The organism is Pseudomonas sp. S2_E01, assembly GCF_054668365.1.
The window spans coordinates 1,903,856-1,926,570 of sequence record NZ_CP162762.1 but is presented as its reverse complement, the minus strand read 5'-3'; the positions used below and the strand labels follow the sequence as shown (position 1 = coordinate 1,926,570).

Annotated in this window: 17 protein-coding genes; 14 read left to right on the top strand and 3 right to left on the bottom strand. The window is 61.6% G+C overall.

Annotated elements, in window-relative coordinates:
• Window positions 1-28 precede the first annotated feature (28 nt).
• The 3 genes from uvrC to AB4O36_RS08800 form a co-directional block, all read right to left on the bottom strand.
• Window positions 29-1,852: an excinuclease ABC subunit UvrC gene (gene uvrC, locus AB4O36_RS08810; RefSeq protein WP_460141501.1), complete on the bottom strand. Its 1,824-nt coding sequence runs from the start codon at window positions 1,850-1,852 to the stop codon at window positions 29-31.
• 2 nt (window positions 1,853-1,854) lie between these two features.
• Window positions 1,855-2,496 (bottom strand): response regulator transcription factor GacA, encoded by a 642-nt coding sequence (gacA, locus tag AB4O36_RS08805; protein WP_008015884.1) that lies wholly within the window; start codon window positions 2,494-2,496, stop codon window positions 1,855-1,857.
• Window positions 2,497-2,621: 125 nt separating this feature from the next.
• Window positions 2,622-3,086 (bottom strand): GNAT family N-acetyltransferase, encoded by a 465-nt coding sequence (locus AB4O36_RS08800; RefSeq protein WP_460123701.1) that lies wholly within the window; start codon window positions 3,084-3,086, stop codon window positions 2,622-2,624.
• 616 nt (window positions 3,087-3,702) lie between these two features.
• Between AB4O36_RS08800 and AB4O36_RS08795 the strand changes: the two genes are divergently transcribed.
• The 14 genes from AB4O36_RS08795 (at window position 3,703) to AB4O36_RS08730 (ending at window position 22,491) form a co-directional block, all read left to right on the top strand.
• Window positions 3,703-4,776: a 3-deoxy-7-phosphoheptulonate synthase gene (locus AB4O36_RS08795; protein ID WP_460141500.1), complete on the top strand. Its 1,074-nt coding sequence runs from the start codon at window positions 3,703-3,705 to the stop codon at window positions 4,774-4,776.
• 226 nt (window positions 4,777-5,002) lie between these two features.
• A complete protein-coding gene (locus AB4O36_RS08790; RefSeq protein ID WP_460141499.1) occupies window positions 5,003-5,884 on the top strand; it encodes a lipase family alpha/beta hydrolase in 882 nt (293 codons plus the stop codon).
• A gap of 82 nt (window positions 5,885-5,966) precedes the next feature.
• Window positions 5,967-6,248, top strand: a complete 282-nt coding sequence (locus AB4O36_RS08785; protein ID WP_019410039.1) for a peptidylprolyl isomerase — start codon at window positions 5,967-5,969, stop codon at window positions 6,246-6,248.
• A gap of 135 nt (window positions 6,249-6,383) precedes the next feature.
• Complete coding sequence (locus AB4O36_RS08780) at window positions 6,384-8,252, top strand: extracellular solute-binding protein (RefSeq protein WP_460141498.1); 1,869 nt, start codon at window positions 6,384-6,386, stop codon at window positions 8,250-8,252.
• Window positions 8,252-9,313 carry a microcin C ABC transporter permease YejB gene (locus AB4O36_RS08775; protein ID WP_460141497.1) on the top strand — a complete coding sequence of 354 codons (1,062 nt, stop codon included), beginning with the start codon at window positions 8,252-8,254 and terminating at the stop codon, window positions 9,311-9,313. The genes AB4O36_RS08780 and AB4O36_RS08775 overlap by 1 nt, the downstream gene beginning before the upstream one ends.
• Window positions 9,313-10,335 carry an ABC transporter permease gene (locus AB4O36_RS08770; protein ID WP_460141496.1) on the top strand — a complete coding sequence of 341 codons (1,023 nt, stop codon included), beginning with the start codon at window positions 9,313-9,315 and terminating at the stop codon, window positions 10,333-10,335. Before AB4O36_RS08775 ends, AB4O36_RS08770 begins: the two co-directional genes overlap by 1 nt.
• Window positions 10,336-10,374: 39 nt before the next feature.
• On the top strand, window positions 10,375-11,946 hold the full coding sequence (locus tag AB4O36_RS08765) for an ABC transporter ATP-binding protein (protein ID WP_460141495.1): 1,572 nt from the start codon (window positions 10,375-10,377) through the stop codon (window positions 11,944-11,946).
• Between the two features lie 133 nt (window positions 11,947-12,079).
• Window positions 12,080-13,495 carry a sigma-54 interaction domain-containing protein gene (locus AB4O36_RS08760; protein WP_460141494.1) on the top strand — a complete coding sequence of 472 codons (1,416 nt, stop codon included), beginning with the start codon at window positions 12,080-12,082 and terminating at the stop codon, window positions 13,493-13,495.
• Between the two features lie 275 nt (window positions 13,496-13,770).
• A complete protein-coding gene (locus tag AB4O36_RS08755; protein ID WP_460123676.1) occupies window positions 13,771-15,162 on the top strand; it encodes a GntP family permease in 1,392 nt (463 codons plus the stop codon).
• A gap of 7 nt (window positions 15,163-15,169) precedes the next feature.
• Complete coding sequence (hbdH, locus tag AB4O36_RS08750; RefSeq protein ID WP_460141493.1) at window positions 15,170-15,943, top strand: 3-hydroxybutyrate dehydrogenase; 774 nt, start codon at window positions 15,170-15,172, stop codon at window positions 15,941-15,943.
• 158 nt (window positions 15,944-16,101) lie between these two features.
• Window positions 16,102-18,057 carry an acetoacetate--CoA ligase gene (locus tag AB4O36_RS08745; RefSeq protein ID WP_460141492.1) on the top strand — a complete coding sequence of 652 codons (1,956 nt, stop codon included), beginning with the start codon at window positions 16,102-16,104 and terminating at the stop codon, window positions 18,055-18,057.
• A 97-nt stretch (window positions 18,058-18,154) separates the two neighbouring features.
• Window positions 18,155-19,210 (top strand): tetratricopeptide repeat protein, encoded by a 1,056-nt coding sequence (locus AB4O36_RS08740; RefSeq protein WP_460123669.1) that lies wholly within the window; start codon window positions 18,155-18,157, stop codon window positions 19,208-19,210.
• Window positions 19,211-19,321: 111 nt separating this feature from the next.
• Window positions 19,322-20,824 carry an ATPase domain-containing protein gene (locus tag AB4O36_RS08735; protein WP_460141491.1) on the top strand — a complete coding sequence of 501 codons (1,503 nt, stop codon included), beginning with the start codon at window positions 19,322-19,324 and terminating at the stop codon, window positions 20,822-20,824.
• Window positions 20,824-22,491 (top strand): ATP-binding protein, encoded by a 1,668-nt coding sequence (locus tag AB4O36_RS08730; RefSeq protein WP_460141490.1) that lies wholly within the window; start codon window positions 20,824-20,826, stop codon window positions 22,489-22,491. The genes AB4O36_RS08735 and AB4O36_RS08730 overlap by 1 nt, the downstream gene beginning before the upstream one ends.
• The last annotated feature ends 224 nt before the right edge of the window (window positions 22,492-22,715 follow it).

Sequence of the window (22,715 nt, the reverse complement as noted above, 5' to 3'; positions counted from 1 at the left end):
ACAACTGGCTACGAGGTGAGGGGGCATTCTACTCGCTGTGCAGATTTGCATAAATCAACTCTGCGAGCTTTTTACTGATCCCGGGGGCTTTGGCGATTTCTTCGATGCTGGCACGAGACAGCTCCTGCAATCCACCAAAATGTTTTAACAGGTCGCGCCGACGTGTCGGCCCTACCCCGGCGACGCCTTCCAGTGTAGACGTGCGGCGGGTTTTGCCACGACGTGCGCGGTGGCCGGTAATGGCGAACCGGTGGGCCTCGTCACGGATCTGCTGGATAAGATGCAGCGCCGGCGAATCGCCACGCAAGGTGAATTCATGGGCGGCGTCGTTGAGGTACAGGGTTTCGAAGCCGGCCTTGCGCGTGGCGCCCTTGGCCACGCCCAGGAGGATCAGGTCCGGCACCGCCAGTTCATTGAGCACATCGCGGGCCATCGACAGCTGGCCCTTGCCGCCGTCGACCAGGAGGATGTCCGGCAGCTTGCCCTCCCCGTCCTTGAGTTTGCTGAAGCGCCGGGTCAGCGCCTGATGCATCGCGGCGTAGTCATCGCCTGCGGTGACGCCTTCGATGTTGTAACGACGATAATCGGCCTTGATCGGGCCTTCCGGGCCGAACACCACACACGAGGCCACAGTGGCTTCGCCGCTGGAATGGCTGATGTCGTAGCACTCCAGGCGCTGCGGCGGTTCATCCAGGTTCAGCACTTCGGCCAGGGCGTCGAAACGCGCCGCGACGTGTTGACGGTTGGCCAGACGTGCACCCAATGCCTGCTCGGCGTTGGTCACCGCCAACTGCTGCCAGCGTGCCCGCGTGCCACGCACTCGGTGGCTGATAGTCAGCTCCCGACCACGCAGCTCATGAATGGCCTCGATCAGTGCAGGGAAGTCGTCGTGAACCACGTTGACGATCAACTCGCTCGGCAAGTCCCGCTCGGGACTGCTGACGAAGTACTGGCCGAGAAACGCCGCCATGACTTCGGATACGTCCTCTTCGATACCCACTTGCGGGAAGAAGTTCTTGCTGCCCAGTACCCGGCCACCGCGCACACTGATGAGGTGCACGCAGGCGCCGCCCGGATTGACGAAGGCGGCGATCACGTCGACATCGCCGGTGCCGCCTTCCATGCTCTGCTGATCCTGGACCCGGCGCAGCAGGCCGATCTGGTCACGCAGTTCGGCGGCGCGCTCGAATTCGAGGTTGATCGCCGCCTCTTCCATGCCCGCTGACAATTCATCTGTCAGCGCATTGCTGCGCCCTTCCAGGAACATCACCGAGTGGCGCACGTCTTCGGCGTACACCTCAGGTTCCACCAACCCTACGCAGGGCGCCTTGCAACGCTTGATCTGGTATTGCAGGCACGGCCGCGTACGGTTCTTGTAATAGCTGTCCTCGCACTGACGCACAAAAAAGGTCTTTTGCAGCAGGCTCAGGCTCTCACGGATCGCCCCGGCGCTGGGATAGGGGCCGAAGTACTTGCCCTTGGCTTTTTTCGCCCCACGATGAATGCTCAGGCGTGGAAACTGGCCATCGGACAAGAACACGTAGGGGTAGGATTTGTCGTCGCGCAGCAGGATGTTGTAGGGCGGGCGCCATTCCTTGATCAGTGTCTGCTCAAGCAACAGGGCTTCAGTTTCGTTGGACGTAATCGTCGTTTCGACCTGGGCGATGCGCGCCACCAGTGCGGCGGTCTTGGGTGCCAGCCCGGACTTGCGGAAGTAGCTCGACAGGCGATTCTTGAGGTTCTTGGCCTTGCCGACGTAGAGCAGACGCGCCTCGCTGTCGAACATGCGATAAACGCCGGGGCGTCCGCTGACCGTTGACAGGAATGCGCTTGGATCAAAGATTTCGGTCATTTTCAGAGGCTGGCATCAACCATGCCGTGACGAACCGCCAGCAGCGTCAACTCGACATCGCTGCTGATCGAAAGCTTTTCGAAAATTCGGTAACGGTAGGTGTTTACGGTTTTTGGCGACAGGCACAGCTTGTCGGAGATGATCTGGACTTTCTGGCAACCAACAATCATCAGCGCGATCTGGATTTCCCGCTCGGACAAGGCGTCGAACGGCGAATCGTTGGTCGGCTGGAAGGATTTGATCGCCAGTTGCTGGGCGATCTGCGGGCTGATGTAGCGCTGCCCGGCAAATACGAGGCGGATGGCCTGGACCATTTCCGGCAGCCCCGCACCCTTGGTCAGGTAACCGGCGGCTCCGGCCTGCAACAGACGGGTGGGGAACGGGTCTTCCTCGCACACGGTGACGGCCACGACCTTGATGTCGGGATGGCTGCGCAGCAGCTTTCTGGTGGCTTCAAGACCGCCGATACCGGGCATCTTCACGTCCATCAGCACCACATCGGGTTTCAACTCACGTGCCTTGAGCAGGGATTCTTCCCCGGACTCCGCCTGGCCGACCACTTGCAGGCCGTCGATGTCCGCCAGCATTCGCGTAATGCCCGTACGAACGAGATCATGGTCATCGACTACTAGCACCCTAATCAAGCAGACACCTCGTGATTGGTCTTGTTGAGTTGCCGACACCTTAGCAAAAAGCGATTGGCAGACCTAGCGGCAAGCGCCATATAAAAAGTATCAATACATCTTGAAAGGCTTGTCTTATATGTGTTTCAGGCATTCAGGGCGCGAACATCACACTGCATTCTGAGGAAACACTCGTCGGCGCCGACTACCCGCAAGCCCTTTCGCTCGTAAAGCATTCTTGCCGGATTATTCTCGAACACCGTCAAGCGCAACGCCGGGCGACGCTCCTGGCCCGCCAGCGCCAAAACCTGATCGATCGCCCAGGAACCAGCCCCCTGACCGCGAAACCCCTCGACGACATGCAACTCACGGATATACAAGGCCCTGGCGTCCCGGCTCAAGCTGAAAAACCCCAGCCGCACGCCATCGCGCACGATCAAGCGATTGTCCCGCCCCGCCCAGGCCACGTCGAAGGCTTCGTCCTGCCAAAGCAGGTCGTACTGAATGTAATAGCGCAGCATGTTCTGGCAGGTCAGGTCGCGAGCGAAGCCCAGGTCGGCGGGCGTTGCCGGGCGCCATTCAAATCCGGCGGCGAGTGTCGATGCGGTCATGGCGGGTCGCGGGGAAAGTTGATAAGTGCGAAGTGTCACACCCCGGCGATAGAAAACACCATCGGCGATTGATAGCAATTTCTGATTGAATCCGCCTACCGGCCTCTAGTAAGCTCAGGCCATTCATCGGAGACACACCATGTTCAACGCCTTCTCACAGCGTACTACCGCCAGCGCCCCGCGCTCGGTTGCGGCTGCCTGGGCGAACAGTGCTTGTGCTCCGGCAAGCTTTTATTTTGGGTATTGGTTTAGCCACTGGCGCGCCTGATACCCAAACGGCGCCCACTTCAACGGGTCGCCACCAGAGATTTCTCAACCCCCGGTCGGCCTCCCGACCGGGGGTTTTGTTTTTTCAGCGCCTGAATTTTTGAAGCAGCACTTTTTTCACTTACCAGACATTTTGAGGATTCACGACATGAACTACGCCACCTATTACCGTTACGACACCTTTACCGCCTGGCGATTTAGCAGCCTCCGCTCGGGACAGCCTGCCGCCTCCGATCGGTCACCCAATGGTGGCAAGCACACACTCGCAGCCAATCCGGCCAATTGTCGAACACCCCTGTAGGGCCGAGCGCGCGGGAACGAACCCGCCGCTTGCCCAGGAAGCCTGAACATGAACTCGTCCGTCTCTGCTTTGCCGCTGTCCACCCTGAGCCCTGCCAACGAAGCGCTGACCCTGCGCCTGCCCAGCTCATTGCAACTCAAACAGCAGTTGCCCCTGAGCAATGACCTCACCCGCCAGGTCGCCACGCACCGCGACGCCGTACGCGCCATTCTCAACGGTGAAGACTCCCGTTTACTGGTCATCGTGGGACCCTGCTCGATTCACGATCCGCAATCGGCTCTGGAATACGCCGGTAACCTCGCCCGCCTCGCCGACGACGTCAGCGATCAAATGCTTCTGGTCATGCGCGCCTACGTTGAAAAACCGCGCACAACGGTCGGCTGGAAAGGCCTGGCCTACGACCCGCATCTGGACGGCAGCGACGACATGGCCGGCGGCCTCACCCTGTCGCGCGAACTGATGCGTGAAATGCTGCGCCTGGGTCTGCCGGTAGCGACCGAACTGCTGCAACCGATGGCCGCCGGCTACTTCGACGACCTGCTGAGCTGGGTCGCCATCGGGGCTCGCACTACCGAATCGCAGATCCATCGCGAAATGGCCAGCGGCCTGAACATGCCGGTCGGCTTCAAGAACAGCACCGATGGCGGCGTCGGCGTGGCCAGCGATGCGATGCGCTCCGCCGCCCACCCGCACCGTCATTTCGGCGTCGACACCCAGGGCCACCCTGCAATCATCCAGACACCCGGCAATCCCGATACGCACCTGGTTCTGCGCGGCGGCCATCGCGGCCCCAACTACGACCGCGCCAACGTCGCCCAGATCAACAGCGACCTGAGCAAGTTGAAGATCCCGGCGCGAATCATGGTCGACTGCAGCCACGCCAACAGCGGCAAGGACCCACTGCGTCAACCGGCCGTGTTTAACGATGTGCTGGAACAGCGCCTGCAAGGTGACCGGTCACTGATCGGGATGATGATCGAGAGCCACCTGTTCGAGGGCTGCCAGCCGTTGTCGGCGTCGCTCAAATACGGCGTGTCGATCACCGATGGCTGCCTCGGCTGGAGCGGCACGGAAGAACTGTTGCGCAACGCGGCGCAGCGGTTGCGCACGGCACGCGGCTGACAGGCTAATGGCATGGCGGGGGTAGGTCATTGCAGGACTCTGCTCTACCTCCGCCGAAAAGACGTCCAGACAATCCGAAACAGGCTTCCCGAGGCCTCGAATATTCGCCTCCCACCTATTCCGTTTTCACCCTTTTACAGCGGCTTTTTCATACATCGCCCCGATGTCCGTGTGCTTTAGAGTGACGCCCTCGCACACCCACGAACTTCCGCGAAAAGGTACGAACATGCAACGGAATGCAAGCACTCTCCACCCCATCCTGCTGGTTCACGGCTTGTTCGGTTTCGACCGGATCGGCCCTTTTGGACTGTTCCACGACATCAGGCAAGCCTTGCGCAGCGCCGGCGCCAGGGTATTCATTCCACACTTGTCTGCCACTCACACCCACGAGGCACGTGGTGACCAGCTCCTGTCACAGGTCGAACGTGTGCTCGAGGGCACCGGAGCCCAAAAGGTCAACCTGATTGGCCACAGCCAAGGCGCACTCGCGGCACGTTATGCCGCTGCGGTGGCACCGCAGGTCGTCGCATCCGTGACATCGGTCAGCGGACCGAACCACGGTTCGGAGCTGGCCGATTTCCTGCGCAAGGCGCTGACCCCAGGGCGCCTGCCGGAACGCGCAGCCGAAGCGGTGGCGACCCTGTTCGCCGACTTCCTCTCGTTGCTGAGCGGTAACCCGCAGATACCGCAGAACGCTATCGCCGCACTCAATGCACTGACGACCGATGGCGTCCGCGACTTCAATCAAAAATATCCCCAGGGGCTGCCAAAAACCTGGGGTGGCAAGGGTCGCGAGGTGGTCAATGGCGTTCGCTACTACTCCTGGAGCGGCACCCTGCAAGGTGGTGTTGCACAGGAAGGGGCTAATGCTGTCGACTCCTTGCACGGATTCTGCCGGGCCTTTTCACGCTACTTCACCACCGAGGCCGAGCAAAACGATGGCCTGGTCGGGCGCTTCAGCTCCCACCTGGGCAACGTGATCCGCTCCGACTATCCGCTGGATCACCTGGATGTCATCAATCAAGCCGTCCGGCAAGTGCGTCAGGGCGTCGATCCGGTCGAGCTCTTCGTGCGACATGCCGAGCGCCTGCGAAAGGTTGGCCTTTAAGCATCGCCCTGGAACTTTGAGAAGAAATGGGCCACTGAATCCGGTAGGCTCGACACTTTACTGAACAGAGGAGTATTTCCCCATGGCTAAAGCCACTGCCCGTCACATCCTGGTTGCCAGCGAAGACAAGTGCAACGAACTCAAGGCGCAAATCGAGGGCGGCGCCGACTTCGCCGAAATCGCCAAGGCCAACTCCACCTGCCCGTCCAGCCGCCAGGGCGGTGACCTGGGCTCATTCGGTCCAGGCCAGATGGTCAAGGAATTCGATACCGTGGTCTTCAGCGCACCGATCAACGTGGTGCAAGGCCCGGTGAAAACCCAGTTCGGTTACCACCTGCTGGAAGTGACCAGTCGTCAGGACTGATCTCGCTACAGCGCTTGACGCACAACGGCCCGCCTCTGGTGGGCCGTTGTGTTTCGCATGAGCGATACGACTGGCGAGGCACGCGCCGCTAGCGTACAACTTGCGGTTACCGATCACCCAGCTCTAAGGCTGACAATGCGACTGGCTTTCCCTACCTTTTTATTCACCGCCGCGACCCTGCTGTTGGGCGCCGCCGGTGTGAGCGCAGCGCCGCAACACGCCCTGACCGTCTACGGCGAACCCGCGAAATACCCCGCCGGCTTCAGCCATTTCGAGTACACCAATGCGCGCGCCCCCAAGGGCGGGACCATGCGTCGCTCGGCCGTCGAAATCGGCCATTTCGACCATGTGTTGCCTTACATAGACAAAGGCATCGGCGTCACCCAGATCGACGGCTTGCTCTACTCCCCGCTCGCCCAGCGCTCACAGGATGAGCCCTACACCGTCTATGGCCTGGTGGCGCAGAAGATGGAGCGCTCGGACGATGGCTTGTCCTTGCGTTTCTATCTGAATCCCAAGGCGCGGTTTGCCGATGGCAAGCCAATCACCGCCGAAGACGTGCGCTACACCTTCGACCTGTTGATGACTCAAGGCAGCCTGCGCTATCGCACGCAATTCGCCGACGTCAGCGGCGTGGTCGTCGAGTCACCGCTCAAGGTCCGCTTTGACTTCAAGAGCAACGAAAACCGCACCCTGCCCCTGGACCTCGCCACCCTGCCGGTGTTTCCCGAGCACTGGTGGAAAACCCGCGACTTCGCCGGTGGCGGCGGTTACGAGCCGCCACTGGGCAGTGGCCCGTACAAGGTGAGCAAGGTCGATTCCGGGCGCAGCATCACCTTCGAGCGCAACCCCGACTGGTGGGGAAAGGACTTGCCGGTCAGCCGTGGCCTGTACAACTTTGACCATTTCAGCATTGAGTACTTCGGCGACACCGACGTTGCACGCCAAGTCCTGCGCGGTGGCGCCTACGATTACAACCGCGAGTTTTCCGCCACCGGCTATTCCATCGGTTACGACAGCCCCGCCCTCAGCGACGGTCGCCTGCAAAAGGCCCACCTGGCGCAAAGTGCCCCACAATCGGCGCAAGGCTTTGTGTTCAACTTGCAAAATTCTCTCTTCCAGGACCGTCGTGTGCGCCAGGCCCTGGTGTTGCTGTGGGATTTCGAGTGGAGCAACCGGCAGATGATGCGAAACGTCTACATCCGCCAGCAGAGTTTCTTCTCCAATACCGATCTCGCCGCCCGGGCACTGCCGGACGCTGCCGAGCTTGCGATCCTCGAACCCCTGCGCGGCCAGATTCCCGACGAAGTGTTCACTCAAGTCTTCGAGGCGCCCAAGACCGATGGCAGTGGCGTGATCCGCGACAAGCAACTGCAAGCCTTGGCCCTCCTGGAGCAGGCCGGCTGGAAACCCGACGGCGATCAATTGGTGAATGCCGAGGGCAAGCCGCTGAGCTTTACATTCCTGGTCAGCCAGAACGGCATGGACCGCCTGTTGTTGCCCTACAAGCGCACGCTGAAGCAGATCGGCATCGACCTGAACATCCGCCGTATCGACTCGTCGCAATACGTCAACCGGCTCATGTCCCGCGATTACGACATGATCGTCACCGGCTACCCGGTCACCACGTCGCCGGGCAACGAATTGAACAACTACTTCGGTTCGGCTTCCGCCAACGACCCGGGCTCCAACAACTACATGGTGCTCAAGAACCCGGCCGTGGACACCCTCGTCGCTGGACTCGTACGTGCCAGCACGCAGGCAGACATGCTGCGCTATGCCCATGCACTGGACCGCGTGCTGCAATGGAACTACTACTGGATTCCCAACTATTACCCGCCGGGCAGTTCCACCGTGTGGTGGAACCGCTTCGGCATTCCCAGCGTGCAAGCGGCGAATGACGAAGCCATCGAGAGCTGGTGGGAAGTGAGCACCACACCGTTGACCAACCAGCAGATGACCGCCGAACTGATCAAGCGCGGCCAACCCGGAGGGCCGCACTGATGTGGGTTTATATTCTGCGGCGCCTGCTGCTGATCATCCCGACGCTGGTGATCATCCTTCTGGTCAACTTCGTCATCGTCCAGGCAGCGCCGGGCGGCCCGGTCGAACAGGCCATCGCGCACTTGCAGGGCATCGGCGGCGCCAGTGTCGGCGGCGGTTCCAGCGACATGGCCAGCGGCAGCTCGCGAGCCAGTCGCGGCCTCGATCCGCAACTGATCAAGGAAATCGAAAAACAGTACGGCTTCGACAAACCCGCCCCGGAACGCCTGTGGCTGATGCTCAAGAGCTACGCACAACTGGATTTCGGCAAGAGCTTCTTCCGTGGCGCGACGGTGACCGACCTGATCCTGCAAAAAATGCCGGTGACCATCTCCCTTGGGCTCTGGGCCACGCTGATTACCTACCTGGTGTCCATTCCGCTGGGCATCCGCAAGGCCGTGCACCATGGCAGTCATTTCGACATCTGGAGCAGTACCGCGATCATCATCGGCTACGCCATGCCGGCGTTTCTGTTCGCGATGTTCCTGATCGTCGTGTTTGCCGGCGGCACCTCGCTGAACTGGTTCCCGGTGCGAGGGCTGGTCTCGGACAACTTCGAATCGCTGTCCACCGTGGGCAAGATTGCCGACTACTTCTGGCATCTGGTGCTGCCAGTGACGGCCCTGGTGATAGGCGGCTTTGCCACCTTGACCATCCTCACTAAAAACTCGTTCCTCAATGAAATCACCCGCCAGTACGTGGTCACTGCCCGCGCCAAGGGCATGAGCGAACGTCGCGTGCTCTACGGCCATGTATTCCGCAACGCCATGCTGTTGGTGGTGTCGGGCATTCCACAGGCGTTCATCAGCGTGTTTTTCGCCGGCTCCCTGCTGATCGAGGTGATCTTCTCCCTCGATGGCCTGGGACGCATGAGTTACGAAGCGGCGGTGTCCAGGGATTACCCGGTGGTCTTCGGATCGCTGTTCATCTTCACCCTGTTCGGCCTGCTGATAAAACTGGTCGGGGACCTCTGCTACACCCTCGTCGACCCACGCATCGACTTCGCCGCGAGGAACGCCTGATGTTCAAGCTTTCGCCGTTGGCCCGTCGGCGCTTCGACCGTTTCAAGAAAAACCGCCGTGGCTGGTGGTCGCTGTGGTTGTTCGTCGGCCTGTTCCTGCTGACCCTGGGGGGCGAGCTGATCGCCAACGACAAACCGCTGGTGGTCAGTTACCACAACTCCTTGTACTTCCCGGTGTTCAAGCGCTACACCGAACAGGAGTTCGGCGGGCAACTGCCGTTCCAGGCCGATTACCGCAGCGATTACGTGCAGCAACTGATTAAAAAGGACGGCGGCTGGCTGCTGTTCCCACCCATCCCATTCAGCGACGACACTCCCAACTACGACCTGAACAAACCCGCACCCAGCCCGCCATCGAGCGTGAATTGGCTGGGCACCGACGACCAGGCCCGTGATGTCATGGCGCGGGTGATCTTCGGTGCGCGAGTGTCTATCCTGTTCGCGCTGATGCTGACCTTTGTCAGCGCCCTCATCGGCATCGCTGCCGGCGCGCTGCAAGGCTACTACGGCGGCTGGATCGACCTGATCGGCCAGCGCTTGCTGGAAGTCTGGTCGGGTTTGCCGGTGCTGTACCTGCTGATCATCCTCTCGGGGTTCGTCGAGCCGAATTTCTGGTGGTTGCTGGGGATCATGGCGTTGTTTTCCTGGCTGGCGCTGGTGGACGTGGTGCGCGCCGAGTTCCTGCGCGGGCGAAACCTGGAATACGTCAAGGCAGCCCGCGCGCTGGGTCTCACCGACCGCAAGGTGATCGTGCGGCACATCCTGCCCAATGCGATGAACGCGACATTGAGTTATCTGCCGTTTATTCTCACCGGGGCTATCTCGACGCTCACCGCCCTGGACTTCCTCGGTTTCGGCATGCCGGCTGGCAGTGCCTCGCTGGGCGAGTTGATCGGCCAGGGCAAGCAGAACCTGCAAGCACCGTGGCTGGGGCTGACGGCGTTTTTCACTTTGGCGCTGATTCTTTCCCTGTTGGTATTCATAGGCGAGGCGCTGCGTGATGCATTTGATCCCCGCTCCTGAGCTACACCCTGAATCACGATCAGATAGTGAGACTTCGACATGAGTAACCTGATCGAAATCCGCAACCTCAGCGTGGCCTTCAGCGGCCAGACCGTGGTGCGCGACCTTTGCCTGGACATCCGCCCCGGTGAATGCCTGGCGCTGGTCGGCGAGTCAGGCTCCGGCAAATCGGTGACCGCGCACTCGATCCTGCAATTGCTGCCCGAAACCGACACCCAGTCCACCGGCAGCATTCGCTATCGCGGCAAGGAACTGCTCGGTGCCTCGTCGAAGGTGTTGCGCGAACTGCGGGGCAACCGCATCGCGATGATCTTCCAGGAGCCGATGACCTCGCTCAACCCGTTGCACAGCATCGAAAAGCAGATCGGCGAAACCCTGATGCTGCACAAGGGCCTGACCGGCAAGGTCGCACAGGCTCGGATCCTCGAATTGCTGCAGCTGGTGGGCATCCAGAAACCCAAGGAGCGGCTCAAGGCCTATCCGCACCAATTGTCCGGTGGCCAGCGCCAGCGGGTCATGATCGCCATGGCCCTGGCCTGCGAGCCCGAACTGCTGATCGCCGACGAGCCGACCACCGCCCTCGACGTCACGGTGCAGCGCAAGATCCTGATCCTGCTCAAATCCCTGCAACAACGGCTCGGCATGTCGCTGCTGCTGATCAGCCACGACCTTAACCTGGTGCGCAGCATTGCCCAGCGCGTGTGCGTGATGAAGGCCGGGGAAATTGTCGAACAGGCGCCTTGCGAGCAATTGTTCACCGAGCCGCAACACCCCTACAGTTGCGTGCTGCTCAATGCGGAGCCGGAAGGCGAAGCCCTGCCCCGGGACGAGCGCGAGAAGGTACTGGAAGTGGACGACCTGCAAGTCAGGTTCGCCCTCGGCGGCGGGCTGTTTCGCCGCAAGACCTACCTGCATGCGGTGGACGGTATCAGCTTGAATGTGCAGCGCGGCAAGACCCTGGGGATTGTGGGCGAGTCCGGTTCCGGCAAGTCGACCCTGGGCCAGGCGATCCTGCGCCTGCTCGACTCCGAAGGCAGTATTCGCTTCCAGGGCCAAGCGTTGGATGGCCTGACGCAGAAACAGCTACGGCCCTGGCGCAAGAAAATGCAGGTGGTGTTCCAGGACCCATTTGGCAGCCTCAGTCCGCGCATGTCGGTGGCACAGATCATCAGCGAAGGCCTGGAAGTGCACAGTCACTCCAGTGCAAAAGACTGCGACGCTCAGGTCATCCAGGCACTGCGCGAGGTGGGCCTCGACCCGGAGAGTCGCCATCGCTACCCCCACGAGTTCTCCGGCGGCCAGCGCCAGCGCATCGCCATTGCCCGGGCGCTGGTGTTGAAACCGGCGTTGATCCTGCTGGATGAACCGACCTCGGCCCTGGACCGCACCGTGCAAAAACAAGTGGTGGCCCTGCTCCGCCAGCTTCAGGAAAAACACGGCCTGACCTACCTGTTCATCAGCCACGACCTGGCGGTGGTCCGCGCCCTGGCCCACGACATGATCGTGATCAAGGACGGCAAAGTGGTCGAGAGCGGCGCCAGCCACGAGGTGTTCGAATCGCCGCAGCACCCGTACACCAAAGAGCTGTTGGCGGCGGCGCATCAGTTGTGACCGCGTCGCCTGCATCGCGGGCAAGCCCGCTCCGACAGGGCTCCGTGTTTTCATTAACACCGCATTCCCCTGTAGGAGCGGGCTCGCCCGCGATGAGGCCCTAACAGGCAACACACAATCAGGATCCACCCCCATGAACCCCACCGACAGCCTGAAGGACTACCAACGCGTCCGCCTCCTGGCAATCCGCTCGCTGTTCGAAATCATCGAGCAATCCAGCGAAGGCACGGTGATCGTCGACCGCGACGCCAACATCGTCTGGATGAACGAGCGCTATGCCCGGCGCTTTGGCCTGGAGTCGGCCGAGTTCGCCATCGGCAAGGCCTGCGAAAGTGTGATCCCCGGCAGCCTGCTGCGCGAGGTGGTGCGCACGGGTCGGCCGATCCTGCTGGACATGCAGGACACGCCCAAGGAACCGCTGGTGGTCATGCGCCTGCCGATCCACGACGATGCCGGCGTGGTGATCGGCGCCATCGGCTTCGCCCTCTTCGACGAACTGCGCACCCTCTCACCCATGCTCAAACGCTACATGAGCATGCAGGAAGAACTCGCCTCCACCCGCTCGCTGTTGCGGGCGCGGCAGACCAAATACAACTTCGCCCACTTCATCGGCACCAGCGCCGCCAGCCTGGAAGTCAAACGACGCGCCCGACGCAGCGCCAGTGCGGATTCCCCGGTGTTGCTGCTGGGGGAAACCGGCAGCGGCAAGGAATTGCTGGCGCAGGCGATCCACGGCGCCTCGCCACGGGCGCACAAACCGTTCGTCAGCATCAACAGCGCGGCGATCCCCGAAGCGCTGCTGGAAGCCGAATTCTTCGGCACCGCCCCCGGCGCCTTCACCGGCGCCGATCGCAAGGCCCGCGCCGGCAAATTGCAGATCGCCCAGGGCGGCACCCTCTTCCTCGACGAAATCGGCGACATGCCCCTCCCGCTGCAAAGCAAACTGCTGCGAGTGCTACAGGAAAAGGAATTCGAACCGGTCGGCTCCAACGAAGTGATCCAGAGCGATGTGCGGGTCATCGCCGCGACCTCTACTGACCTTGAAGCGGCGATCAAGCGCGGCGAGTTCCGTGCTGACTTGTATTACCGGCTCAATGTGCTGCCGATCCAGGTGCCGCCGCTGCGCGATCGCCTCGACGACCTGCCCGCCCTGAGCGAGGCGATCCTCGAAGAGCTGCGCAGCCAGCACGAATTGAACCCCGAGGCCCTGAAACTGCTGGGGCAGCACGCCTGGCCTGGGAATATTCGCGAACTGCGCAATGTGCTCGAACGGGCAGCGTTGCTCAGTGATGACTTGCAGCTCAACGCGCAGGATATTCGTGGGGCCATTGGTACGTTTGCCCCGGTGCAGCGTGCGGCGCCCGTAGTGGTTGAAGCGTTGGGCCATGAGACGTTCAGCCAGGCGCGAGAGCGGTTTGACAGGCAATTGATCGAGTCTGCCCTGGCGCAATGCGGGGGCAAGGTGGTCGAGGCGGCGGCGCGACTGGGGCTGGGGCGGTCGACGCTGTATAAGAAGATGGTGGCGTTGGGGATGGCTGAGTCTCAATAACGAGGCATTGATCTCCGTTGTTAGACAGATCCAATCGCCGGCAAGCCCGCTCCTACAGTTCATGGGTTCAACGCAAACTCTGTAGGAGCGGGCTTGCCCGCGATGAGTCCTTCCCAGCCAACAAATGTCTCAAATCAGAGACAAAAATCTCTCCAGAACCCAAACAAAACAAATATTTCCTTATATTTCAACATCTTACACACCTGGCACAAATCTAGCTAAAGCCCTTCGCCAACGCCTCACCCCACAAAAATAACAATCCCAGGAGACACACCATGAGTGTGATCATTGCCTTGGCAGCCCTTGCGCTGCTGATGCTTGCTGCCTATCGCGGCTACAGCGTTATCCTCTTTGCCCCCATCGCCGCCCTCGGCGCCGTGCTGCTCACCGACCCTTCCGCCGTCGCGCCCGCCTTTACCGGGGTGTTCATGGAGAAAATGGTCGGTTTCATCAAACTGTACTTCCCCGTGTTCCTGCTCGGTGCCGTGTTCGGCAAGCTGATCGAGCTGTCGGGTTTCTCTCGCTCCATCGTGGCCGCCGCCATTCGCCTGCTCGGCACCCGTCAGGCGATGCTGGTGATCGTGCTGGTGTGCGCCCTGCTGACTTACGGCGGCGTTTCGCTGTTCGTGGTGGTGTTTGCGGTCTATCCGTTCGCGGCCGAGATGTTCCGCCAGAGCAACATCCCCAAGCGCCTGATCCCGGCCACCATCGCCTTGGGTGCGTTCTCGTTCACCATGGACGCCCTGCCCGGCACCCCGCAGATCCAGAACATCATCCCCAGCACCTTCTTCAACACCACCGCCTGGGCAGCGCCGTGGCTGGGGTTGATCGGCACGATTTTCGTGTTCTGTGTCGGCATGCTGTTTTTGCAACGCCAGCGCAACAAGGCCCAGCGCGCGGGTGAAGGTTATGGCACCGAACTGCGCAACGAGCCGGAAACCGCCGCCGACATCAAACTGCCCAACCCGTGGATCGCCCTCTCGCCGCTCCTGGCGGTGGGCGTCATGAACCTGCTGTTCACCCAGTGGATCCCGCAGTGGTACGGCAAGACCCACAGCCTGGCACTGCCGGGCATGGCCGCACCGGTGACCACCGAAATCGCCAAGCTCACGGCGATCTGGGCGGTGCAGGCGGCATTGCTGGTCGGCATTCTCATGGTGCTGGCGTTTGGTTTCCAGGCGATTCGCAGCAAGCTGGCCGAAGGCAGCAAGAGCGCGGTCAGCGGTGCGTTGCTGGCGGCCATGAACACCGCCTCGGAATATGGCTTTGGTGCGGTGATCGCGTCCCTGCCTGGCTTTCTGGTGCTGGCCGACTGGCTCAAGAGCATTCCCAACCCGCTGGTCAATGAAGCGATTACCGTGACCCTGCTGGCCGGTATCACCGGCTCTGCCTCCGGCGGCATGAGCATTGCGCTGGCGGCCATGGCCAACGATTTCATTGCCGCGGCGCATGCGGCCAACATTCCGCTGGAAGTGCTGCATCGGGTGGCCGCGATGGCCAGCGGCGGCATGGACACGCTGCCGCACAACGGCGCGGTGATCACCCTGCTGGCAGTGACTGGCCTGACCCACCGCGAAGCTTACAAAGACATTTTCTGTATTACGCTGATCAAGACCCTGGCGGTCTTTGTGGTGATCGGTGTTTTCTACGCCACTGGCATTGTGTGAGGTAATCATGACCACTCTTACCGGCAAAACCGCACTGGTTACCGGCTCCACCAGCGGCATCGGCCTGGGCATTGCGCTCAGTTTGGCCAAGGCCGGCGCCAACCTGATCCTCAACGGCTTCGGCGACGCCTCGCAGGTCATTGCTGAGGTCTCTCAGTACGGCGGCAAGGTGGGCCATCACCCGGCCGACGTCAGCGATCCGGCGCAAATTGCCGACATGATCGCCTACGCCGAGCGCGAGTTCGGCGGCGTCGACATCCTGGTCAACAACGCGGGCATCCAGCACGTGGCGCCGGTTGAGGATTTCCCCGTGGAGCGCTGGGATTCGATCATCGCCATCAACCTGTCCTCGGTGTTCCACAGTACCCGCCTGAGCCTGCCCGGCATGCGGCACAAGAACTGGGGCCGGGTCATCAACATCGCCTCGGTGCACGGCCAGGTCGGTTCGGTGGGCAAGGCCGCGTACGTGGCCGCCAAGCACGGGGTGATCGGCTTGACCAAGGTGGTCGGCCTGGAAACCGCCACCACCAATGTCACCTGCAACGCGATCTGCCCAGGGTGGGTACTGACGCCGCTGGTGCAGAAGCAGATCGACGACCGCATCGCCGCCGGCACCGACCCGCAAAAGGCACAGCATGACCTGCTGGCGGAAAAGCAGCCGTCCCTGGAATTCGTCACCCCGCCGCAACTGGGCGAACTGGTGTTGTTTTTGTGCAGCGAAGCCGGCAGCCAGGTGCGGGGGGCGGCGTGGAATATCGATGGGGGGTGGTTGGCGCAGTAAAAAGACCACCATCTGACCTGTAGGAGCGAGCTTGCTCCGGGCGGCGTTCCGACGATTGCGGTGTGTCAACTACATCAATATTGACTGACACGACTTCATCGCGAGCAAGCTCGCTCCTACAGGTAATGCCGTGCATACCTATAACAAGAGGCAACCCCATGTCCGAAATACTCTGGCAACCCACCCCCGAGCGCGTTGGCAAGAGCCGCATGGAGGCCTTTCGCCGTTTCGTCCAGCAACGCCACACCCTGCACCTTGACGATTACGCCGCCCTGCACCAATGGTCCATCGACCACCGCAGTGACTTCTGGCAGGCCATCGTCGACTTCTTCGACATCCGTTTTAACACCCAGCCAGACGCCGTGCTGATCGAGCGCGAGCAGATGCCCAGCGCCCAATGGTTTCCCGGCGCCACCCTGAATTTTGCCGAGCACCTGCTGCGCCGCCGTGACGACGCCGTGGCGGTGATCGCCATCGGTGAAAACGGCCAGCGCGAACAGTTGACCTGGGCAGAACTGGCCGAACATGTCGCCGGCCTGCAAAAAAGCCTGAAAGCCGCCGGCGTCGGCCTCGGGGACCGCGTGGCCGCGTGCATGCCCAACACCTGGCAAACCCTGGCCGCCATGCTCGCCACCACCAGCCTGGGCGCGATCTGGTCGTGTTCATCTCCGGACTTCGGCACCCAGGGCGTGATTGACCGTTTCGGCCAGATCGAGCCGAAAGTGCTGATCACCTGCGCCGGCTATCGCTACGCCGGCAAGCACATCGACCAGCGCGCAAAGGTCAACGAAATCCTCGACCGCCTGCCGAGCCTGCAACAACTGGTCGTCGTGCCCTATGCGCTGGCCGACACGCACATCAGCGACTACCACACCCATGCGGACGTCGAGCTGTGGGATGACTTTTACGAGGCCGGTGGCGAGCCGGACTTCGTCGCCGTGCCCTTCGACCATCCGCTGTACATTCTCTATTCCAGCGGCACCACCGGCGTGCCCAAATGCATCATTCACAGCACGGGTGGCGTGCTGCTGCAGCACGTCAAGGAACACGGCCTGCATTGCGACCTGGGGGCCGGTGACCGTCTGTTCTACTACACCACCTGCGGCTGGATGATGTGGAATTGGCTGGTCTCGGCCCTGGCCGTGGACAGCGCTATTGTGCTGTACGACGGCTCGCCGTTCGAGCCCGGCCCTGAGCGCTTGCTCGACCTGATCGACGACGAGCGCATCAGCGTTTTCGGCACCAGCCCGAAATTCCTCGCGACCCTGGAAAGCGCAGGCGTAAAACCTCGGCAGAGCCATGACCTGGGCAGCCTGAAAACCCTGCTCTGTACCGGCTCCGCGCTATCGCCGCAAAGTTACGATTACGTTTACCGCGAACTCAAGACCGATCTGTGCCTGGCCTCGATGTCTGGCGGCACCGACATCATTTCCTGCTTCGTCAACGGCAATCCGTGGCTGCCGGTGCGGCGCGGCGAAATACAGGGCAAGAGCCTGGGCATGGCGGTCGAGGTGTGGAACGACGACGGCCAGGCAGTGGTGGGCGAAAAAGGCGAACTGGTCTGCACCCGGCACTTTCCGGCGATGCCGGTCGGCTTGTGGGACGACGCCAGCGGCGACAAGCTGCGTGCGTCCTATTTCAGCCAGTTCCCCGGCGTCTGGGCCCAGGGCGATTACGCCGAAGAGTTGGCCCACGGCGCGATGATGATTCATGGCCGCTCGGACGCGGTGCTCAACCCCGGCGGTGTGCGCATCGGCACAGCCGAGATCTACCGGCAGGTGGAGAAAGTCCCTCAGGTGCTCGACAGCGTCGCCGTCGGCCAGCAATGGCAAGACGACGTGCGGGTGGTGCTGTTCGTGCGATTGCAGGAAGGCATCGAACTGACCGAGGCCCTGCAACAGCAGATTCGCCAGGTGATTCGCGCCAACACCACACCGCGCCATGTGCCAGCGAAGATCCTGGTCGTCACCGACATTCCGCGCACCATCAGCGGTAAAGTGGTCGAGTTGGCGGTGCGCAATGTGGTGCATGGGCGGCCGGTGAAAAACACCGACGCCCTGGCCAATCCCCAGGCGCTGGAGCAATTTCGCGACAGGCCGGAGCTGCGTGATTGAGCGTTACAGCAATATTTCCGGGCCGCCAGGTTTGACTCACGGCCCGGCCTGACCGAAGCTGGCGACCTGTAACAGTTTGTCAGCCCCGGATTCCTGCATGCCCCAGTCCCGTCGCTACCTGATCATCGGCCTCTGCGCACTGCTCGCCATCGGCATTGCCTGGCTGTTTCTGCGCAGCACTACCCCAGTGGTGCCCGAGGCGATCCGGCGTGGCTACAGCGAAGCGCTGACCCAGGCGCGAAATGGCCAACCGGGCGCGGCGCGAGTGCTTTATCAGCAGTTGGGCAGGCCCGACCTCTCTCCCAAACGCCGGGTCTGGCTGCATGCCGAACTGCCCAACTATCCCAGCTCCGTCGCCTTGAAGCTGGCGGACGCCGACCTGCAACACCCCGCGCCCGAAGTGCGCATTGCCGCCATCAACAGCATCAGCGCACTGGTGCCCAACGGCCAGCGCAGTTTGCTGCTGGGCCCGATGCTCGACGACAGCGAGCAAAGTGTTCGCCTGGCCGCCGTGAACGCGTTGCTCGGGCTGTCGCCAGACGAATTGGGTTTGTACTTCGGCCCCTTGGAACAAGCCATCGACGCCTGGGAGCAGGTGCTGATGCAGGCCCCCGACAGTGCCGACAATCAGTATCAGTTGGCGAGGCTGCACCTGCACAACGGCGAATACAAGGCGGCGCAACAGGCGCTGGACAACACCTTGCGCCTGGCCCCGGACAACCTGCCCGCGCTGGTGATGCAAATCGAGGTGCTCGACAAACAAGGCCAGGGCGAAGCCGCCCGGCTGCTGCTGGCCAAACAACTCAAAGCCCAGCCCGATTCCGCTTACCTTCAACACGCCTTGGGCATGTGGCTATTGCATCACGGCCAGAGCGAGTTCGCCCTGCTCGGCCTGTCCAAGGCTGTGGAGCTGGAACCGGACAACAAGCACTACCGCTACGACCTGGCAACGACGCTGCATGACGAGCAGGAACTGGAAGCGGCGCAAAAGCAATTGCAGGAGATCGTCCAGCGTCACCCGGCCGACCGCAAGGCGCGCGTACTGTTGATCAACTACTGGAAGGAAAGCGGGCAACTGCAGAACGTGCAGATCCTCCAGGCACAACTGGAACAGCTCAATCCGGACGACCCGGCACTGCAACAGGGTCTATAAAAAGACAAGAACCGTGGAACGCTCATCGCGACCAATGGTCAAGTGAAAAGGCAGTCCAACCAGGCCGTTGCGGCCTGTTGCCTCACTACCCGAGCCACCAGAGGGCATTCTTTGTCTACATCTAACGAGTTGATCAATGCAAAAGCGGCTACCGGTATCGAGGGTCTCGATGACATCCTCGCCGGTGGCTTGTCCCGTGGTCATGTATTTCTGCTGGAGGGTGAACCCGGTACCGGCAAAACCACTGTCGCATTGCAATTCCTGCTGGCCGGCGCGCAAGCCGGTGAGCGCTCGTTGTACATCACCCTGTCCGAAACCGAGCGCGAACTGCGCCAGGGCGCCGCTTCACACGGCTGGGAGCTGGATGAGAACATCCATGTCTTCGAACTGACCCCGCCGGAAAGCCTGCTCGATACCGAATCCCAGCAGAGCCTGCTGTATTCCTCGGATCTGGAGCTGGGTGAAACCACCCGGCAGATTTTCGACGCGGTCGAACGCTTCAAGCCGACCCGCGTGGTACTCGATAGCCTCTCGGAAATTCGCTTGCTGGCGCAGAGCTCGTTGCGCTACCGCCGGCAGATTCTGGCGATCAAGCATTACTTCGTGCGTTACGACGCCACGTTGCTGTTGCTGGACGATCTGACCACCGAGTCCCTGGACAAAACCGTGCACAGCGTTGCGCACGGAGTGATTCGCCTGGAAGAACTGACCCCGAACTATGGCGCTGAGCGGCGACGAGTGCGTGTGGTCAAGTACCGTGGTCAAAAGTACCGCGGCGGCTTTCACGACTTCACAATCCTGGAGGATGGCATACACGTCTTCCCGCGCCTGGTCGCGGCTGAACATCGCAGCAGATTTGTTCGCACACAACTCAAAAGCGGTATCAACGAAATGGATGCCTTGCTCGGCGGCGGCATCGAGACGGGGTCCAGCACCCTGATCCTCGGGCCCGCAGGCACCGGCAAATCGCTGATCTCGATGGTCTTTGCCGCAGCCGCCGTGGCCCGCGGCGAGAAAGCCGCGCTGTTCATCTTCGATGAAGAGCTGGGCCTGCTGTTCGAGCGTATGAGAAGCCTGAATATCGACCTCGAAGCCCTGCAAGCCACAGGCAACTTGATGATCGAGCAAGTTGACGCCGCCGAACTCTCTCCCGGCGAGTTGTCTCATCGCGTGCGCCGCTGCGTCGACGACCACCAGATCAAAACCGTGGTCATCGACAGCCTCAATGGTTATCAAGCGGCGATGCCGGAAGAGAATGCGCTGGTGCTGCACATGCACGAGTTGCTGCTGTACCTCAATCGCAGGGGCACAGCGACCTTCATGACTGTCGCCCAGCATGGCCTTGTCGGCGACATGATGGCCCCCGTCGATATCACCTATCTGGCGGACACTGTGATCCTGCTGCGCTACTTCGAAGCGGCGGGCAAGGTGCGCCGCGCCATTTCCGTGATCAAAAAGCGCACGGGCAGCCATGAGTCCAAGATCCGTGAATACCGCATCAGCTCACGAGGCATGACCATTGGCGAGCCGCTGGACGCGTTCCAAGGCGTACTGCGTGGCGTACCGACCTACCTGGGTGCCAAGCAGCCACTGCTCACCGACGAGGCGTCGTAATGGTTCAGCCAGCAACGTCCGAGCGGGCGATCATCCTCGCCCCGCTCGGACGTGACAGCCAGATTGCCCTGATGATGCTCAACGAGGCGGGTTACGCGGGTGTCGTGACTCGCGACCTCGTCGGCCTGTGCGCAGAACTGGAGCATGGCGCCGGTCTGCTGTTGATTTCGTCCGAGGCATTGCTCGGCGCTGACATGGCGCCACTGATCGATCTGATCGATCAGCAACCGGCCTGGTCTGACCTGCCCATCGTGCTAATGACTCACCGGGGCGGGCCGGAACAGGGGCCCGCCTCGCGATTGGGCGTGCAACTGGGCAATGTCACATTTCTCGAGCGGCCCTTTCACCCCGCCACCCTGATCAGCCTAGTGACCACCGCCTTGCGCGGGCGCAGGCGACAATACGAAGCCAGGGACCGGTTGATTGACCTGAGCCAAAGCGAAATGCGCCTGCAGAACATCCTCGAAACCCTGGAACTGCAAGTCGAGGAGCGCACCGCAGAACTTCGCCACAACGAAGAAGCACTGCGCCAGTCGCAGAAAATGGAAGCGGTCGGTCAATTGACCGGCGGCATTGCCCACGACTTCAACAACATGCTGACCGGCATCATTGGCAGCCTGGAGCTGCTGCGCCGGCGCCTGTCCCGGGGGCGTCTCGATGACCTCGATGGCCTGATCGACCTGGGCGTGACCTCGGCCAATCGCGCGGCGGCCCTGACCCATCGGTTGCTGGCCTTTTCCCGGCGCCAGTCGCTGGACTCCAAACCGCTGCAAATGAACGCACTCGTCATCTCCATGGGCGAACTGCTGCAACGCAGCATCGATGAGAGCATTCAACTGGAGATGCACCTGGACCCAGCGTTGTGGGTGGCCGAGGCCGACCGCAACCAACTGGAAAGCGCCCTGCTCAACCTGGTGATCAACGCCCGGGACGCCATGCCCGACGGCGGCAAACTGGTGGTGCGCACCGCCAACCGGCAACTGGGGCGCGATTTCACCGATGCCCACAGCAACCTGGAGCCCGGCGACTATGTCGTGCTCAGCGTCACCGACAACGGCTGCGGCATGCCACAGAGCACGATCAATCGCGCCTTCGATCCGTTTTTTACCACCAAGCCGATTGGCCAGGGCACTGGCTTGGGCCTGTCGATGATCTACGGCTTCAGCAAGCAGTCAGGCGGACACGTGGCCATTGACAGTCAAGAAGGCGAAGGCACGACAGTCAGTTTGTACCTGCCGCGCTTTGGCGGCGACCTGCCGCTGGAGCACCCGACAGACATCGCCCACCCCTTGTTTGCACAGAAAGGCGAGACCGTGCTGATCGTCGAAGACGACCCGGCCGTGCGGGTGCTGGTGAGTACGGTATTGAGTGACCTGGGCTATGGGTTCGTGGAGGCGGCTGACGCCGATAGCGCCCTGCCGATCCTCGATTCTGCGCAGCGCATCGACCTGATGATCAGCGACGTCGGCCTGCCCGGCATGAATGGTCGGCAACTGGCGGAGATCGGTCGACAATACCGACCGGACCTCAAGGTGCTGTTTATCACCGGCTACGCCGAACACGCAGCGGTGCGCGGGGGTTTTCTCGACCCTGGCATGCAGATGATCACCAAACCCTTCACCTTCGACCTGCTGACAGCGAAGGTGCGGGAGATGATCCGGGTCTGAAACCAATCCCCCTGCTTGCGATGGTCGACCAGACACCGCAGGCAGTCAGGCTGCCCGCGTCATCGTTAAAGATTATCGCGACGGTTCGACGCCTCGACAAGCCCGCTCCCACAAAAGATCAAAAGCATCCCGCGATCTCCTGTAGGAGCGAGCTTGCTCGCGATGGTAGACCGGCCACCGCGGGCACTCAGGCTACCCGCGTCATCGTTAACGACCATCGCGGG